This is a genomic window from Achromobacter pestifer, assembly GCF_013267355.1.
Classification (GTDB): Bacteria; Pseudomonadota; Gammaproteobacteria; order Burkholderiales; family Burkholderiaceae_B; genus Achromobacter; species Achromobacter pestifer_A.
In genome coordinates, this window is sequence record NZ_CP053985.1 from 6,280,139 (window position 1) to 6,296,018 (window position 15,880).

At 63.1% G+C, this 15,880-nt stretch carries 14 protein-coding genes; 11 read left to right on the forward strand and 3 right to left on the reverse strand.

Annotated elements, in window-relative coordinates:
- The first annotated feature begins 119 nt into the window (after positions 1 to 119).
- The 4 genes from dsbD (at position 120) to FOC84_RS29650 (ending at position 4,533) form a co-directional block, all read left to right on the forward strand.
- Positions 120 to 1,952, forward strand: coding sequence for a protein-disulfide reductase DsbD (dsbD, locus tag FOC84_RS29635; RefSeq protein ID WP_173148592.1), 1,833 nt, complete (start codon positions 120 to 122; stop codon positions 1,950 to 1,952).
- Positions 1,949 to 2,785 (forward strand): TlpA disulfide reductase family protein, encoded by an 837-nt coding sequence (locus tag FOC84_RS29640; protein ID WP_173148607.1) that lies wholly within the window; start codon positions 1,949 to 1,951, stop codon positions 2,783 to 2,785. The genes dsbD and FOC84_RS29640 overlap by 4 nt, the downstream gene beginning before the upstream one ends.
- A 9-nt stretch (positions 2,786 to 2,794) precedes the next feature.
- Positions 2,795 to 3,568 (forward strand): thiol:disulfide interchange protein DsbG, encoded by a 774-nt coding sequence (gene dsbG, locus FOC84_RS29645; RefSeq protein ID WP_173148609.1) that lies wholly within the window; start codon positions 2,795 to 2,797, stop codon positions 3,566 to 3,568.
- Positions 3,569 to 3,702: 134 nt separating this feature from the next.
- A complete protein-coding gene (locus FOC84_RS29650; RefSeq protein ID WP_173148611.1) occupies positions 3,703 to 4,533 on the forward strand; it encodes an IclR family transcriptional regulator in 831 nt (276 codons plus the stop codon).
- Here the strand turns inward: FOC84_RS29650 and FOC84_RS29655 are convergent.
- On the reverse strand, positions 4,525 to 4,983 hold the full coding sequence (locus tag FOC84_RS29655) for an acyl-CoA thioesterase (RefSeq protein ID WP_173148612.1): 459 nt from the start codon (positions 4,981 to 4,983) through the stop codon (positions 4,525 to 4,527). The two genes, FOC84_RS29650 and FOC84_RS29655, sit on opposite strands and share 9 nt — an antisense overlap.
- Positions 4,984 to 5,017: 34 nt before the next feature.
- Positions 5,018 to 6,280: an alkyl sulfatase dimerization domain-containing protein gene (locus FOC84_RS29660; protein WP_173148614.1), complete on the reverse strand. Its 1,263-nt coding sequence runs from the start codon at positions 6,278 to 6,280 to the stop codon at positions 5,018 to 5,020.
- Positions 6,281 to 6,486: 206 nt separating this feature from the next.
- On the opposite strand from FOC84_RS29660, the gene FOC84_RS29665 reads away from it, so the two are divergent.
- The 4 genes from FOC84_RS29665 to FOC84_RS29680 are packed head-to-tail and all read left to right on the forward strand — an operon-like array spanning position 6,487 to position 11,820.
- On the forward strand, positions 6,487 to 7,458 hold the full coding sequence (locus tag FOC84_RS29665; protein ID WP_173148616.1) for a Bug family tripartite tricarboxylate transporter substrate binding protein: 972 nt from the start codon (positions 6,487 to 6,489) through the stop codon (positions 7,456 to 7,458).
- 11 nt (positions 7,459 to 7,469) lie between these two features.
- A complete protein-coding gene (locus tag FOC84_RS29670) occupies positions 7,470 to 8,762 on the forward strand; it encodes an alkyl sulfatase dimerization domain-containing protein (protein ID WP_173148619.1) in 1,293 nt (430 codons plus the stop codon).
- A gap of 3 nt (positions 8,763 to 8,765) precedes the next feature.
- Entirely contained in the window at positions 8,766 to 9,686 is a 921-nt protein-coding gene (locus tag FOC84_RS29675) for an alpha/beta fold hydrolase (protein WP_173148621.1), read from the forward strand.
- A 13-nt stretch (positions 9,687 to 9,699) separates the two neighbouring features.
- On the forward strand, positions 9,700 to 11,820 hold the full coding sequence (locus FOC84_RS29680; protein WP_173150504.1) for an acetate--CoA ligase family protein: 2,121 nt from the start codon (positions 9,700 to 9,702) through the stop codon (positions 11,818 to 11,820).
- Positions 11,821 to 11,863: 43 nt separating this feature from the next.
- Here FOC84_RS29680 and FOC84_RS29685 read toward each other — a convergent pair whose 3' ends face one another.
- Positions 11,864 to 12,955: a DMT family transporter gene (locus tag FOC84_RS29685; protein ID WP_173148623.1), complete on the reverse strand. Its 1,092-nt coding sequence runs from the start codon at positions 12,953 to 12,955 to the stop codon at positions 11,864 to 11,866.
- A 118-nt stretch (positions 12,956 to 13,073) separates the two neighbouring features.
- Between FOC84_RS29685 and FOC84_RS29690 the strand changes: the two genes are divergently transcribed.
- Genes FOC84_RS29690 through FOC84_RS29700 form a run of 3 tightly spaced genes read left to right on the forward strand, consistent with a single transcriptional unit; the run spans position 13,074 to position 15,874 of the window.
- On the forward strand, positions 13,074 to 14,015 hold the full coding sequence (locus FOC84_RS29690; protein WP_173148624.1) for a chromate resistance protein ChrB domain-containing protein: 942 nt from the start codon (positions 13,074 to 13,076) through the stop codon (positions 14,013 to 14,015).
- A complete protein-coding gene (chrA, locus tag FOC84_RS29695; protein ID WP_173148625.1) occupies positions 14,012 to 15,394 on the forward strand; it encodes a chromate efflux transporter in 1,383 nt (460 codons plus the stop codon). Before FOC84_RS29690 ends, chrA begins: the two co-directional genes overlap by 4 nt.
- A 9-nt stretch (positions 15,395 to 15,403) precedes the next feature.
- Entirely contained in the window at positions 15,404 to 15,874 is a 471-nt protein-coding gene (locus FOC84_RS29700; protein WP_173148626.1) for a chromate resistance protein ChrB domain-containing protein, read from the forward strand.
- Positions 15,875 to 15,880: the final 6 nt, after the last annotated feature.

Here is a 15,880-nt window from a genome sequence, read left to right on the forward strand (position 1 = left end):
CCGCGCTAGCTTTCCCTTCTTTAGTTTCAGTTAATCGATCTCCTCCATCATGGCTGGATAAGCTCCCCTGCGCCTCAACATGAGGGCGGTCGGGGAAGGCCGACTATTGCCCCGGAGGAATGAGGTTGTTTGTATATCGACGAGTACTGGCCGTTGTCTTTCTATGTTTTCTCGCCATCGGCAGTGCATGGGCGAGCACTGGTCTGTTTTCCTGGAAGGAGGAAGCCGAATTCCTGGATCCGGTCAATGTATTCAAACTGGCGCAGGTGCAGCGGCAAGGGACGGAACTGGCGGCGCAAGGACACATTGCCGAGAACTACTATGTCTATCGCCACTCATTGAAGCTGCTTTCCGGACAGGGCGAGGAAGTCCGCCTGGATCTTCCACCAGGCACGCCCAAGAATGATGAGTTCTTTGGCAATACGGAAATCTATCTTGGAGATGCACTGCGACTGCGTTTTCCTGCCTCCGTCACAGGTCCGTTGACACTGCATTGGCAAGGGTGTGCGGAAGGGGGCATCTGCTACCCCCCGCAGACCATGGCCTTGAACTTGCCCGCGACGGCGGCTAGAGCCGGTAGCGTTGCCGTGCCTCCTGCCAGTGCCAGTCAGCCAGAGGCGGGCGCCAGCGGCGCAGCCAACGTCGCCGAGGACCAGGCGGCGGCTCAACGCCTGGCGACGCTGGGGCCTATCGCAGGCACATTGCTGTTCTTCGGCTTCGGCCTGCTCCTGGCCTTCACGCCTTGCACCTTGCCGATGATTCCCATCATCTCCAGCATGGTCGTGGGCGCTCAGGCCAGGCCGCGGCGCGCTTTCGTCACGTCCCTGTCCTATGTGCTGGCAATGGCCGCCACCTATGCCGCCGTGGGCGTGGCAGCCGGCTTGGCAGGCGCCAATCTCCAGGCGACCCTGCAATCCCCCTGGCTGCTGGGAGCGTTCGCGGCCTTGTTCTTGATTCTCGCCAGTTCCTTGTTCGGAATGTTCGAACTGCGCTTGCCTTCCGCCTTGTTGAACCGGGTCGGGTCCGCCAACGCGGGGAGGGCGGGCGGCAGCGCGGTCGGCGCTGCGGCGCTGGGGTTCTTGTCGGCATTGCTGGTCGGGCCGTGCATGACCGCGCCCTTGGCGGGAGCGCTGCTCTACATCAGCCAGACAGGCAGCGCGCTGTATGGCGGCTTGGCATTGTTTGCCCTGGGCCTGGGCATGGGCCTGCCGCTGCTGGTGATCGCCATATTCGGCGCCCGCGTACTGCCCAAGCCGGGCGCCTGGATGGATCGCGTGCGTATCGCATTCGGCTACGTCATGGTCGGGATGGCGGTGATGATGCTCGACCGCTTCCTACCATCCACCCTGAGCCTGGTGCTCTGGGGGGCTTGGATACTGTCCATCGCCATCGGTCTGCTGGCCTGGGCGCAAGCGGTGGCGCAAAGGCTGCGTCTGATGTGGGCCTTGCGCACACTGGGAGCCATTGCCGGCTTGTGGTCCATCTTCATGCTTGTGGGCGCCGCGTCGGGAGGTGATTCAGCGTCGCAGCCATTGGCGCATCTGCGCGCCGCCTCGTCGGCCGCCGCGCCGGCCACCGCCGACAAACCGGCCTACGTTGAGGCCAAGTCGGTCGAGGACGTGAGCAGGCGCCTGGCGGAAGCAGCCGCGCGAGGCCAATGGACCTTGATCGACTTCTACGCCGACTGGTGCATCAGTTGCCACGTGATCGAACGCAATGTGTTCGGCGACCCCGCCGTGGCGCAGCGGCTGGCGCGCATGCAGGTGCTGCGGCCGGACGTGACGCGCAACGACGCAACGGACCAGGCCCTGCTCAAGCACTGGGGCGTCATGGGGCCGCCCACGCTTATCCTGATGGGGCCTGACGGCACGGAGCGCAGAGACCTCCGTGTGGTGGGGGAGGTCAGCGCCGCTGATTTCCTGGAACGCCTGAACAAGGCGGGCACGCCATGATAGGTATCGGTCCCTTCTCCATTCAAAGCATAGGCGTCGTCGCGGCAGTGCTGCTTTCCTGGCTGGTGACGCGCGCGCTGGCCAGACGCTTGCCGGACGCTTCTCATCGGCTTGCCGGCGCCGTGCTGCTCGACGCCGTGTTTTGGGGCGTTGTGGCGGCTCGCCTGGGATACATAGCCTTCTGGTGGGAAGACTATTTCGCGGCGCCCATGTCGCTGATCGCAATCGGCGATGGCGGGTATTACTGGTGGGTTGGGGTGCCAGCCACGCTTGCCTTCGTCTGGTGGCGGACCCGTACCATGCCGGCGCCGCGCCGTCCCATCTATGTGGGCGTATTGGCCGGGGTCGTGGCCTGGTTCGCAGGCGGCGCCGTGTTGCCGCTGCTGCACGAGCCGCCACGTCTACCGGACCTGCAGTTGGCAACGCTGGATGGGAAGCCCATCGCGCTGAGGTCATACGAGGGCAAACCGCTAGTCGTCAACCTCTGGGCCAGTTGGTGCCCGCCTTGCCGCCGTGAGATGCCCGTCCTGGAACAAGCGCAGTCCGTGTTCCCGGACGTAGGCATCGTCTTGGTCAACCAGGGGGAGAGCGCGCAACTGGCGCATGACTTCATCCAGGACGAAGGCCTGGCATTGAGCAACGTTCTGCTCGACCCTGCGTCCGCGTCCATGCGGGCAGTGAATTCGCGCGGCCTGCCCACGACCTTGTTCTTTGACGCGCAGGGACGTTTGGTGGATACGCATCTGGGCGAGATCACCATGGCCAGTCTCAAGGACAAGATGTCGCGGCGTTTCGATCTGCCCCGAGGCGGCATTCAAGATTCACCCAAGTAAGGAATGACCATGTTTGCATTGCGTATGCGTATTTCGTCCATCGCAGCCATCCCGCTCATGCTGGCGGCCGGCTACAGTCAGGCCCAGACCGGCGGCCGACCGCCGGCCATCCAGGCACTGGAAGCGCAGGGCCTCACCATCGTGGGAGAGTTCGATGTCGAAGGCGGCCTGCGCGCTTTCGCGGGCACGGCAGAGGACCGCCCCATCGCGGTCTATGTCACCAGCGATGGCAACGCTATCGTGGGCACGCGCCTGGACGTCAATGGCAAGCCCATCGACCGGATGAAACTGCGGGACCTGGTTGAAAAGCCGATGGGTGAGAAGACTTGGAGTCAACTGGAATCCGCGACCTGGGTGCAGGACGGGAAACCCGACGCGCCCCGCATTATCTACACCTTCTCCGATGCAAACTGTCCCTATTGCCACCAGTTCTGGGAAGCAGCACGCCCCTGGGTGGATGCCGGGAAGGTGCAGCTTCGCCATCTGCTCGTGGGCGTGATCCGGGCAGACAGCCCGGCAAAGGCGGCGGCTATCCTGGGTGCTTCCGACCCAACGGCCGCGCTGACGGAAAACGAACACAAGTTTGATCAGGGTGGCATCAAGCCTGCCGACAACGTCCCCGACGCCGTGCTCCAGATCCTCGAAGACAACCACATGTTGATGCTGTCGAGCGGGTTCCGAGGCACGCCTGGCATCGTGGTCAGGGAGAATGACGGCTTGGTCAAGAAATTCAGAGGCATGCCTCAAGGAGCGCAATTGGCCGAGGTGTTGGGGCCGCGCTGAAGCTTGGCCTAGCCCAAACGGCAGATCGACTTGTTCTCGAAGCATGGGGGGGGGAGCTTAAGCGCAGGTACCCGTTTACGCTCGCGAAAGTACAGAGGACAATGTCCAGCTGATTTCATTCCCTCGCTGGCCGCATGGACCCCATATCCTCCCCAAAAAAGCCCGGACAAACGGGCCGCCTTACCACCACGCTTGAACGAGGGCTGCGCGTGCTGCAATGCTTCGACAGCCGCGATGCCGTGCTCAGCAACGGCGAAATAACCAAACGCACGGGGCTTCCCAAGGCTACGGTATCGCGGCTGACGCATACGCTGGTACAACTGGGATACCTGCGGGTGAGCCCGGACAATGGGCAGTTCATCCTCGGCATCGGCGTGTTGTGCCTGGGTTATCCGTTGATGTCGGGAAACTTCCTCAGTCCCTCCATGTCGCAGCACCTGACGCGCCTGGCGCAGCTGATCGACGGGACAGCCACGATCAGCATGCGGGACCACTTGCGCATTGTGTCGCTTCAATCGGAAAGCGCTAACGATGTGCTGCGCCGCCGGCCAGGAATAGGGCTTTCCCTGCCGTTCTGCGGCAGCACCGCGGGTTTGGCCTGGCTGATCGGCGCAACCGAAGACGAGCGGGCCAGGGCGATACGGGAGCTGCACTACGCCACGGATGAAGACGACGTCGTCAAGTATTTGAACCTGTATCGCACCGCGGCAGCCTTTCATCGACGGGAAGGCTACGTCATGACGGAAAACCTGGTGCATCAGGACACCGCCGTCTACGCCAGGACCCTGTACCGCCGGCCAGGCGAAGACCTGCTGATTCTGTCATGTGCGATCTCCACACGCACCCCGGCCGGGCAGGATGCGAGGACCGCCGTGCCGAGGCTGTTGGCCGGGGTGGCGGAAACCCTCAATGAGGAACTCAAGAAGCCCGCGCGTTCGCGGGCAAGGGATAGGCCGTCAGCGTAAATCGTCCGCCGCATACAGGCGATGAATACGCTCGCGCAGGCTTTCCGACAAAACAACCTTTTCCCCGGAAGCATTGCACAGCCAGACGCAGATTGCGTGGCTGGACGCGACCCGCCCCTGGTGCCACACCGCGAACTCCATGCGGAAGCTGGAGTTCTTCAGCCAGGCGAATTTTCCAGTGGCCACGACCCGGGTCGCGATGCCGATGGGCTTGTCATAGCCAACGCCCAATTCCCGGATGACCGGACCTGCGCCGTTCAGCGCGAAGGGCGGATAGTCCAATTCAAGAAACATCGCATTGCGGACTTCTTCGAACCAGCCCAGGTGTGCGCGGTGGTTTACGTGGCGAAACGCATCCAGTTCACTCCAGCGCACATCGAATTCCAGTCCAAATCGCCAACCGGTCTCGACGCCGTATGCGGCGATGGTGTCGTCAGTCAATTGAGGCATATCAATTTCGTCCTGTCAGTGTCGCCTGTTGCAGTCATACCCAGTCAAACCCGACCTTCTGGCCTGGCGTCTGCCCGATGGCTTGCCCGCGCAGGGTGTCTGCCGCACTGAGTAGCAAGCTGCGCGAAACGAAAGAGGGCAGCTCCTGCGCGCGTTGCTCACACAGTTCCGCCTTCAGGCGGCGGGCCTGCATGACGGCGGGCATATCTGAATCCGCCAACGCCAGCAGGTCGACGACATGCAGGGCAAGCTGGGTTTCTCCTGCCTTCTGCAAGGAGAGGGCATGCTGCAGCACTTGCTCTGGACGTTTCACGGCGCCCAGCACCGCACCAGCCGCCGCCCGAACCGGACTGGGATGCAGGTCCGTGGGATTGCGGTTCCACCAGCCGTTCTCGGAACGCCAGACATCGCGGATCACGAATTCCGCGCAACCATAGGAAGGTTTCATATACGCGTTCCCGAACAGTTCGGCGGGCAGCTCCACGGCATGGATGATTTCTTCGACCGCCATGCCGGCATTCATATGGCGCACCACCTCCTGCCGCAGGTATCGGAGGGCTCGCGCCGGAACGGAAAGGGCCTCGGCGATTTCCTCCTTCGCCGTCAAGGGCTTGCCGAACTCGGGGATCAATACCTCAGGATCCAGCTCGAGAAATCGTTCCAGCGTATCGGCCCACACGCAGGGGTCGCGCAAGATGCGGTAAGGGGAGCCGCTGTTGGGGCAGGTCTTGATGAATGCGTTCGAGCCATAGAGCACCTTGGATTCCGGAATCCAAATGGCGGTTCCATCGTCGGTTTCGCCCGGCGCGTGCAGCAATTGCACGCAACGCTCCGAGCCATGGACGAACATTGTGTGCCGGTACGTCGTATCGGCCGGCGTGAACCAGTTCGAGGGCGGATCTTCCGGGTAGGCCGTGCGGAACTGACGGGTATTGGTATGGCTTTGCAGGCCGGCGGTTTCCCGATAGCGGCGGAACCGGCGTGCGACATTTTCATGGGCGATGAGCTGAGGCGGCAAATGGCCGTCTTCCCGGGCCGCCTGTCGCCAGGCGTCGACGCCGTTGTTGTAGCCCATGTGGCCGTGGCTATAGACGATGAAGGCGACAGGCTTGCCCAGGCGCTGACGAATTTCTTGAATCATGCGGCGGGTGATGTCGCCGCCCGGTCCGCTATCCACCAGCAACAGGCTAGCGCCCAGGTCGACGACCAGGGAATTTCCCTGGCCGCCCAGCGTATACACATGGGGGGCATGTTGGATAAGCCCGTGGCTGCGCATCAGAACGTCGGCGGGTGTCATGGTTTTTGTCTCCTTTGGGATAGGCGTCATTGGTCACATATCCGGGCAAATTCTAGGTGTCGTATTGCCATCGGCGATCAACGTTTCATTCTTTGGAACAATGTGTTCGACATGCGCCGAAGTCCCTAGAATTTTGTCCACGCATGGACACCCTGGCATGGCCGCCGGGCAGACAGCGACATAGGCAAAAATCCACGGAGACAAGCATGTTCATATTTGCAAAGCACTTGGCCAGGCTGGGCTTGATGGCAATGTATTGCCTGCCGGCTTGGGCCCAGGCCACCTTTCCGACACACGCCGTGGTGGCGGTTTCCCCCTTCGCCGCCGGCGGACCGAACGACACCTCGCTGCGTCTCATCCTCCAGGGGATGGCCGCCAGGTTCGGCGGGGACTACGTGGTCGAAAACAAGCCCGGGGCAACGACGCGCATCGCCAATCAGTACGTGGCCCGTGCCAAGCCTGACGGGCACACCTGGCTCTATGCGGCGGCGCCCATCGCGAATTTCGCGGCTGCCAATGTCAAGACGTCCTACGACCTCCGGAAGGACTTCGCGTTCATCGGCCCGGTTGTTGTCACGCCGCTGTTTCTGGTGGTCAAGGCGGACAGCCCCTACCGTAACGTCGCAGACTTTGTCAGCGCTGCGCGCAGCCGCCCGGACGGCGTGACGTTCGCGAACTCCGGCTACGGGGCCTCGCCGCACCTGACCGCGGAATTGTTCTCGATGAAGGCGGGATTCAAGCTGCTGCCGATCCAGATGAAGGGCGATGCCGCCTCCTACATCGAACTTCTGGCAGGGCGCGTGGATGCGACGTTGACCTCGCTGACCGGCGCCTTGCCATTCATCCGCGAGGGGCGCCTGCGTGTGCTGGCCGTCGCCTCGCCCGAACGTTCCAGGATCTATCCGGACGCCCCCACGTTCAAGGAAGCCGGATATCCCGATGTGGTCGGGTTCGGCTGGTTCGGCCTGCTTGCGCCGAAGGAGACTCCAGCCGATGTGGTGCAACTGGTCAATCATCGAATCAATGAGTTGGCTTCCGATGCGGCCTTTACGGAACGACTGCTGTCCACCGGCGTGGAAATTGCGCCCCAGACGCCTGAACAATTCAAGCAATTCGTGAACGAGGAGGTCCGCAAGTGGGGCGAGGTCATGAAAGAAAACAACATCAAGCTGGATTGAGGAGGAACGAGATGCAAGGTGCTGATGCAGTCAAGAAGGGGACGGCAGGGGTCGTGCTGTTCGACAACCCCGTCCGCAGGGACATCGTCAAGGGCATCCACACGATCGGAGGGCAGGGGAATTCGCTTGCCATCGAGACAGGCCGCGGCGTCGTAGTGGTGGACGCCGGACCGGGAGGCAAGATCACGGCGGCGATGATCGCGAATCTGCGCGCCATCACTCAAGCGCCCGTCCATGCCATCGTCTACAGCCACGGGCACAACGGCTACAACTCGGGCGTTTCCGCCTGGCGCGAGCATGCGGAATCGCGCGGCGAAGCCGCACCGGTCTTGATTGGACACCGCGGCGTTGCGCGACGCTATGGCCGATACGTGGAGACGGCTGGTTTGCAGCAATGGTTGAACGGCCGGCAATTCCGCAGGGAATTCAAAGCGTACGCGGCCGACGCGTTCCCGTCGCCCGACGTTCAGTTCGAAGATTTTCTTTCGCTGGACTGCGGCGACCGCCGCGTCGAACTGATACATGCGCCCTCGGAAACCGATGACAGCATTGCGGTATGGCTGCCCCAGGATCGATTCCTGTATGCGGGACCCGCATTCATCCGTAGCATCCCGAACGCCGGGACGCCGCTGCGCACCTTCCGGGATCCGATGCGTTGGGCGGAATCCCTGGAGCGCCTTCAGGCGCTCGGCGCCACCATTCTGATGCCGGAATTCGGTGATCCTGTGACGCGCCCCGAAGAGATACAGGCAGCGTTTTCGGTCACCGTCCGGGCATTGCGCTACCTGCGCGCGGAGGTGGTGGCGCGCATGAACCAGGGCATGGACGAGCGGGATATCCTGGCGGACATGTCCTATCCGGCCGAGATCTTCGGTCACCCGTTCCTGCGGCCGATTTACGGCTGTCCGGAGTACATCGTGCGGGAGATCTGGCGTTCTGAGAACGGCTGGTGGGACCGCAACCCAACCACGCTGCATCCGGCGCATCCGCAGGCGGTTGCCGCCGCGTTGCGTGCCGCATTGGGCGACGTCGAGTCGGTGCTGAACCACGCGCGGACCTTGCAGCGACAGGGAGAAACGCAGCTGGCTTTGCATGTGGTCAACCTGGTGGCGTCAAGCCAGGACGACGATCCGCAAACCCTGCAAGCCCGCGAACTGAAGGCGGAACTGTGCGTGGAACGCGCTGCGCAAATGCCGTCCATCGTATCGCGCAACATACTGCTCAGCAGCGCTGAGGACGTGCTTGGTCTGCCTATCGGAACGCGCCGGGCGGACGACCCCGCGTTCGAATTTTCCTGGAACTAGGTGATGGAAAAGATACTTGACCACCGCGAAATCCGTCATGGGCGCGTGCTCGCCCATGAGGTATCCCTGCATTACGCGGAATGCGGCGACCCGGCGAATCCGCTGATGCTGTTCATCCATGGCTTTCCCGAGGCATGGTTCGCGTGGCGCGAGCAGATGCGCCATTTCGGCGACAGATATCATGTCGTTGCAGTCGACACCCGCGGCATCAACGAGTCCGACAAGCCCGGAGAGGTCGAAGACTACCGCATCAAGCCTCTGGTCAAAGACATCGTCGCCCTGATCGAGGCGCTGGGCCACGACCGCTGCATCCTGGTGGGACACGATTGGGGCGGCGCAATCGCCTGCGCCGTGGCGCTGGAGGCTCCGCACCGGCTGCTCCGGCTGGTTCTCATCAATGCGGTGCATCCAGTCCTGTTCGCGCGCCAACTGCTGCGCAATCCCGCGCAGCAGGCTGCCAGCCAGTACATGCTGGATTTTCGCCGCGAGAATTTCGCGGAAACTGTCCAACAGGATGATTGCGCCTACTTGAAGGCGATGCTCTCCGAGAATGGAAACAGGCCGGATTGGCTGAACGACACGGCGCTGCAGGAATACCGCGCGGCGTGGTCGCGTCCAGGCACGGTGGCTTCGGGTCTCAACTATTACAAGGCGACGGCGCTGTACCCCGGCAACGATGCTCAGCTGGCCGAAGTCGCCGACGCCAACGCCGATGCGTTCATTCTGCGCATGCCCACGCTCGTGCTCTGGGGGACGGGAGACCGCTATCTGCTTGCCGGCTGCCTAGATGGATTGGAGCAATTCATACCGGATCTGCAACTGCATACGCGCGACGATGCCTCGCACTGGATCGCGCACGAAAAGCCTGAATGGATAAATACGATGATAGAAACCTTTGCGCTTGGCGCCAGGGCAGGGGAGTGACACCGTGAGCGATATGCATCTGCTCTCCCGCCTGTTCTATCCCAGAAGCATCGCCATCGTGGGCGCGTCCTCGTCGCCGACCAAGATCGGCGCGGTGCCCGTATCGCTGCTTGCGCAACACGGCTACGGCGGCAAGCTCTATCCCATTAATCCGGCCGCCGCGACGGTGCAGGGCATGCCTGCATACGAATCGCTGACTGCCGTGAAGGCGCCGGTGGACCTGGCGATCGTTTCGGTGCCGGCGGCGCGGGTGTTGCCGGTACTGCATGAAGCGCTGGAACTGGGCACAAAGAACTTCGTGCTGTTCTCATCAGGTTTCGCCGAAGCCGGAGAAGCAGGGCGACTTCAGCAACAACAGCTGGCCGATTTGGCGCTTGATCACGGGGCCAACATACTTGGGCCGAACTGCCTGGGCTACATGAACATACGGGAGCGCGTTTACGCCACATTCTGCACCGGGCCGGCCGGAGGATTGGTGCTGCCGGGCAACGTAGCCATCGTTTCGCAAAGCGGGGCGTTCGCCGGCTACGCATACACCTTGGCTCGCGAGCGCGGCCTGGGCCTGTCGCATTGGATCACCACCGGCAACCAGTGCAGCATCGACGTCGCCGACTGCATCGCCTGGCTGGCGGGCGACCCGCAAACGCGCGTCATCATGGTCTATATGGAAGGTTGCACGGACGGCGAAAAGCTCAAGAATGCTCTGGCCAAGGCATACGCCGCCGGCAAGCCAGTCATGGCCTGCAAAGTTGGACGGACAGCGTCGGGGGCCCAGGCGGCCGCGTCGCATACCGCCGCCATGGCGGGCGATGACGCCGTCTATTCCGCCTTGTTCAAGCAATATGGGGTTATCCGTGCTTACACCGTCGAGGAATTCTTCAATCTGGGCTACGCCTTTTCCGTGGCGGACGCATTGCCTTCGAACCGGGACGTCGGATTGCTGACTATGTCGGGCGGCGTGGGCGCGCTGATGGCGGACGATGCACAGATCGCAGGCCTGACCATGTCGCCGTTGCCCGAAGCAGCCAGGCAGTCGATCTTGCGCAGGGTGCCATTCGCCGGCGTGAACAATCCGGTGGACATCACAGGGCAAGCCACGTCCGAGATGGACCTTCTGTCGTATACGGCTCGACTGATGCTGGACGAAGGGAGGTACGGGTCCCTGGTGGTCTTCGTGGGTGCTGTCGCCGCATCTCCGGCGCTTTGGCCGCATATACGCGAGTTCGTCCGCGATATCCGCAGCGCCTATCCCGACACGCCGCTTGTGCTCAGTTGCGCGATCGCCCCGGCCAACAAGCGGGACCTGGAGTCCTTGGGGTGTCTCGTGTTTTCCGACCCCAGCACGGCCATCCATATGGTTCGCGCCTTATGTTCCCGCCGCGACGTCAGACCGCCGCGCGGCCTGCCTGGCAAGACAGCCATCGGGGCCGTCGCATTTCCGCAGCGCCTGGGCGAAGCGGCATCGTTCGCGCTGCTTGAGACCGCCGGCATACCGACGGTCTGCGCGACGGTATGCGCGAATCCCGGGGAAGCCGTCGCGGCCGCGCGGCGGGCGGGCTATCCGGTCGCCATGAAAATCGCGTCGGCGGACATCGTGCACAAGAGCGATGTAGGTGGCGTACGCCTCGCCATCGCCGACGACGCGAGCGTCGAATCAGCATTCAGCGAGATAGTGGCCGCCGTGGCCGCCAATGCGCCTGCGTCGACATTGGACGGCGTCCTGGTTGCGCCGATGGTGCAGGGCGGTGTCGAATGCATTCTGGGCGCCCATATCGATCCGGTATTCGGCCCGGTAGTGATGTTCGGCCTGGGAGGCGTATTCGTGGAGGTCCTGAAGGATGTCAGCTTCCGGCTGGCGCCGATAGACGAGGACGAGGCGCGCAGCATGGTGGCTGAAATACGGGGCGCGGCCCTGTTGGCCGGTGCGCGCGGAGCAGCGCCGTCCGACATTCAGGCGCTTTGCCGCGCCATCGCCGCGCTATCGGAGTTTGCCAGCGCGAATCGGGAAGGCTTGTCCTCCATCGACGTGAACCCGCTCGCAGTCCTTCCGCAGGGCAGCGGCTGCATCGCGCTTGACGCCGTCATCGTCCCGCGGGCCGAAGGCGGTGCTCATCAGGTTGAAAATATCAGTTGATCGAACATCGAGACACGCTGGCGAGGAGGGCGGTGGCGAAAGCCTATGCCTTCCTCGCGCGGATTCCATGGCCTGGCCCGTGACGATGCCGGTGATGAATATCCGGATAGTGGAGATGCGTGTGCGTCAGGGCTTCATGCCGGTGTGGATGCGCATGCGGCTCGACGCCATCCCAGGCAAAGGAATGCGCGTGCTGGTGGTGTTCGTCGTGCACGTGCCGGTGGCTATGTTCCATGGGTTCATGGGTATGCTCATGCGCATGCCGTTCGCGCAGATGCAACCAGACGCCCAGCGCCATCAGGGCGGCGGCGGGCCAGAATAGCGGGCCAGGGTTTTCAGGCAACAAGATGAAGGAAAGCGCCACTCCGAACAGCGGCGCCACCGAAAAGTAGGCCCCCGTCCTGGCGGTTCCCAACGTCCGAAGCGCCAGAACGAACAGTGTCAGGCTCAAGCCATACCCAAGGAATCCCACGACCAGGCTGGCGCCCACCATGGCGAACGGCGGAAACTCGGCCCCGCCGAGCAGCGCCAGGCTGGTAGTGACCGCTCCCGCAGCCAAGCCTTTCAGCCCCGCGATCAACATGGCGTCATGGGTGGCGACCCGACGGGTCAGGTTGTTGTCCACGGCCCAGCAAAGGCAAGCGCCCGCGATGAGCAGCGCCCCGGATGACAATGCCGCGCCGCCGGGCTCCCAGGACAGCAAGATCCCGCCCAGAACGATCGCAATCATACCCAGCACGATCTGGCGGTCGGCGTTTTCCTTGAACACGCACCAGGCAATGATGGCAGTGAACACGCCCTCGATATTCAGCAAGAGCGAGGCCGAGGCGCCGCTCGTCTGGGTCAGCCCAAGCATCAGCAGCGCTGGACCGAGTACCCCGCCTGCCACAATCGCGCCCGCCAGCCAGGGCAGGTCTGTCCGCGGAATGCGCCACGAACGCCCGGCTTCCGGACTTTCGAGACGGCCGATACGCCGTAGCGTCAGCAAGATGCCCAGGCCCAGGCCGCTGCCCAGATAGAGCAGCCCAGCCAGCAGCAGCGGCGTGACGCCTTCGACCAAGGTCTTGGCGAGCGGTGTGCTGGCGCCAAACAGTAACGCTGCGGCCAGCGCCGGGGATGCTGAGCGGATCGACATGAGGGTAGCCGTCCAATGAACCAAAGGGCCGCGGAAAAAGTAGTTTAGCTAAACAATAATAAGTAGATATCTCTACTTATTTGTTCTATTGTCTACTTAAACATAGTGAGTTCACCCCATGAACTGGCTGACGCTTGTCCTTTCGCTCCCCACTGAAAACGCCACCGCCCGCATGCGCGCGTGGCGCGCCCTGAAGTCCTGCGGAGCCGCCGTGTTGCGCGATGGGGTCTATCTGCTGCCCGCAGGGAATGGCAACGACACCCTGGCTGGCATTGCGCGGGACGTGCGCGAAAACGGGGGCACTGCCTATCTCCTGCAAGCAGCCGCCAGCGCAGATGAGGAAGGCGAGTTCCAGGCGCTGTTCGACCGTTCGGCGGACTACGCCGAGCTTTTGCAGGAGGTTGCGCGCTTTCGCACTTCGCTGACATCCGACAACGCCATGGACACACTCAAGCAGACCCGCAAGCTGCGCAAGAAGTACGCCCAGATATCGGACATCGATTTTTTCGCCGGAGAGGCGCAGCGCCAAACGGACGGGGCGTTAAGGGAACTGGAAGAGGGCGCAAACCGTGCGCTATCGCCTGATGAACCGCACGCGGCGGCGGAAGGCGCCATTCCCCGCCTGTCGATCGCGGACTATCAAGGCCGCAGCTGGGCCACACGGGCGCGCCCCTGGGTGGATCGCTTGGCCAGCGCCTGGCTGATCCGCCGATACATCGATCCAGAGGCTCGCATTCTCTGGCTGCAATCCACAACGGATCGTCCCGCTGAAGCCTTGGGTTTCGACTTTGATGGCGCCGCGTTTTCGCATGTGGGCGCCAAAGTGACTTTTGAAACGCTGTTGGCAGCGTTTGGCTTGCAGCACCCCGCATTGGATCGTCTGGGGGCCATCGTTCACTACCTGGATGTAGGCGGCGTGCAGCCGTCAGAAGCGGCCGGCGTGGAGCAGATCCTGGCTGGCTTGCGCGACACGATCGCCACCGACGACCAGTTGCTCGCGCTGGCCAGCGGGGTGTTCGACGGTTTGGCGGCCAGCTTCGCGAAGGAGGGCGGCAAATGAAATCCACCGTGCCGGACAGCGGCGCGCCGCCGATTGACTCGACTCCGGCCGCCATGGAGCTGCCGCAGCAGGTCAGCCTGCGCCTGGCGTTCTGGTTCTGGTTGAAACTGGGATTCATCAGCTTCGGTGGCCCCGCTGGCCAGATCGCCATCATGCACGCCGAGCTGGTGGAGCGCCGGCGCTGGATCAGCGAGCGCCGCTTCCTGCATGCGCTGAACTACTGCATGCTGCTGCCGGGCCCGGAGGCCCAGCAGTTGGCCACCTACATCGGGTGGCTGCTGCACCGGACACGGGGCGGAATCGTCGCGGGAGCGCTATTCGTGCTGCCGTCATTGTTCATCCTGATCGGCTTGTCTTGGGTGTATGTCGCCTACGGCGACGTCCCCCTGGTCGCCGGCCTGTTTTACGGCATCAAGCCGGCAGTGACCGCAATCGTGCTGCACGCCGCGCACCGCATCGGATCGCGCGCGCTCAAGAATCCCGTGCTGTGGAGCATCGCGGGCGCGGCCTTCGTGGCGATCTTCGCCATGAACGTGCCTTTTCCGCTGATCGTGGCCGCCGCCGCATTGATCGGCTTCGCCGGCGGCAAGCAATGGCCGCAGTACTTCCGCACTGGCGCGCGGCATGGTTCCGGCGCCCAGAGCTACGGCCCGGCGCTGATCGACGACGACACGCCCACGCCGGCCCACGCTCGATTCCGCTGGCCGCGCCTGGGGGCAATCATAGGGATGGGGCTGCTCCTATGGGCAGCGCCGATGGCAATCCTGACGGCAATGCATGGTTGGCACGGTGCGTACACGCAAATGGGCTGGTTCTTCACCAAGGCTGCCTTCCTGACCTTCGGCGGCGCCTACGCGGTGCTTCCGTACATCTATCAAGGCGCCGTGGATACCTACGCGTGGCTGACGCCGACCCAGATGATAGATGGCCTGGCGCTGGGCGAAACCACGCCAGGACCGCTCATCATGGTGGTCGCCTTCGTCGGCTTTGTGGGCGGATACGCCAAAGCGCTGCTGGGCCCCGAAACGCTGTTCCTGGCCGGCGCGCTGGCCGCGACGATCGTCACCTGGTTCACCTTCCTGCCGTCGTTCCTGTTCATCCTGGCGGGCGGCCCGTTGGTCGAAGCCACCAAGGAAGACCTGAAATTCACCGCGCCGCTCACCGCCATCACCGCGGCGGTGGTCGGCGTCATCCTCAACCTGGCGGTATTTTTTGGCTATCACGTCCTGTGGCCGGCAGGCCTGGCAGGGCGGTTCGACCTGGGCTCGGCGCTGATCGCGCTGGGAGCCGCCATCGCATTGTTCGGATTCAAGCGCGGTGTCATCGAGGTCATTGCGGCCTGCGCCGTCATTGGCCTTGTCGTGAAACTCACCCTATGAGGTAGCGCCATGAAGTGGATCACAAGGGAACACCCAAAGATCGACCGTATCGCATGTCCGTGGCTGATCAGCCGGCACATCGATAAAGACCCCGAGTTCCTGTTTGTCGAGGCCGACCGCGTCCTGAGCGAGGCCGACGCGACGGGAGCCATCCCCTACGACGTGCCGGGCGTAACGCTGACACATGTCGGGGAGAAATGCAGCTTCGACACTTTCCTTGACCAGTATGCGCTGCAGGATCCCAGCCTGAGAAGTTTGGCGGTGATTGTGCGCGGCGCCGACACCAACAGACTGGATCTTGCGCCGCAATGCGCTGGACTCCTGGCCGTGTCGCTGGGCTTGTCGCGGAACTTTCCGGACGACCAGGAAATGCTCAAGCATGGCTTGGTGGTCTATGACGCGCTCTACGCCTGGTGCCACGACGTTCGCGGCGAAACGCACGCGTGGAACTATCCCTCGCCAGGCAGGCTGATCGCCTAGCGGTCG

Bases quoted from the DNA above. Each gene is read 5' to 3' on its own strand.
- FOC84_RS29700 (WP_173148626.1), top strand. From the start codon at position 15,404: ATGAAGTGGATCACAAGGGAACACCCAAAGATCGACCGTATCGCATGT.
- FOC84_RS29675 (WP_173148621.1), top strand. From the start codon at position 8,766: ATGGAAAAGATACTTGACCACCGCGAAATCCGTCATGGGCGCGTGCTC.
- FOC84_RS29665 (WP_173148616.1), top strand. From the start codon at position 6,487: ATGTTCATATTTGCAAAGCACTTGGCCAGGCTGGGCTTGATGGCAATG.
- FOC84_RS29650 (WP_173148611.1), top strand. From the start codon at position 3,703: ATGGACCCCATATCCTCCCCAAAAAAGCCCGGACAAACGGGCCGCCTT.
- dsbD (WP_173148592.1), top strand. From the start codon at position 120: ATGAGGTTGTTTGTATATCGACGAGTACTGGCCGTTGTCTTTCTATGT.
- FOC84_RS29670 (WP_173148619.1), top strand. From the start codon at position 7,470: ATGCAAGGTGCTGATGCAGTCAAGAAGGGGACGGCAGGGGTCGTGCTG.
- FOC84_RS29690 (WP_173148624.1), top strand. From the start codon at position 13,074: ATGAACTGGCTGACGCTTGTCCTTTCGCTCCCCACTGAAAACGCCACC.
- dsbG (WP_173148609.1), top strand. From the start codon at position 2,795: ATGTTTGCATTGCGTATGCGTATTTCGTCCATCGCAGCCATCCCGCTC.
- FOC84_RS29660 (WP_173148614.1), bottom strand. From the start codon at position 6,280: ATGACACCCGCCGACGTTCTGATGCGCAGCCACGGGCTTATCCAACAT.
- FOC84_RS29640 (WP_173148607.1), top strand. From the start codon at position 1,949: ATGATAGGTATCGGTCCCTTCTCCATTCAAAGCATAGGCGTCGTCGCG.
- FOC84_RS29655 (WP_173148612.1), bottom strand. From the start codon at position 4,983: ATGCCTCAATTGACTGACGACACCATCGCCGCATACGGCGTCGAGACC.
- chrA (WP_173148625.1), top strand. From the start codon at position 14,012: ATGAAATCCACCGTGCCGGACAGCGGCGCGCCGCCGATTGACTCGACT.
- FOC84_RS29680 (WP_173150504.1), top strand. From the start codon at position 9,700: ATGCATCTGCTCTCCCGCCTGTTCTATCCCAGAAGCATCGCCATCGTG.
- FOC84_RS29685 (WP_173148623.1), bottom strand. From the start codon at position 12,955: ATGTCGATCCGCTCAGCATCCCCGGCGCTGGCCGCAGCGTTACTGTTT.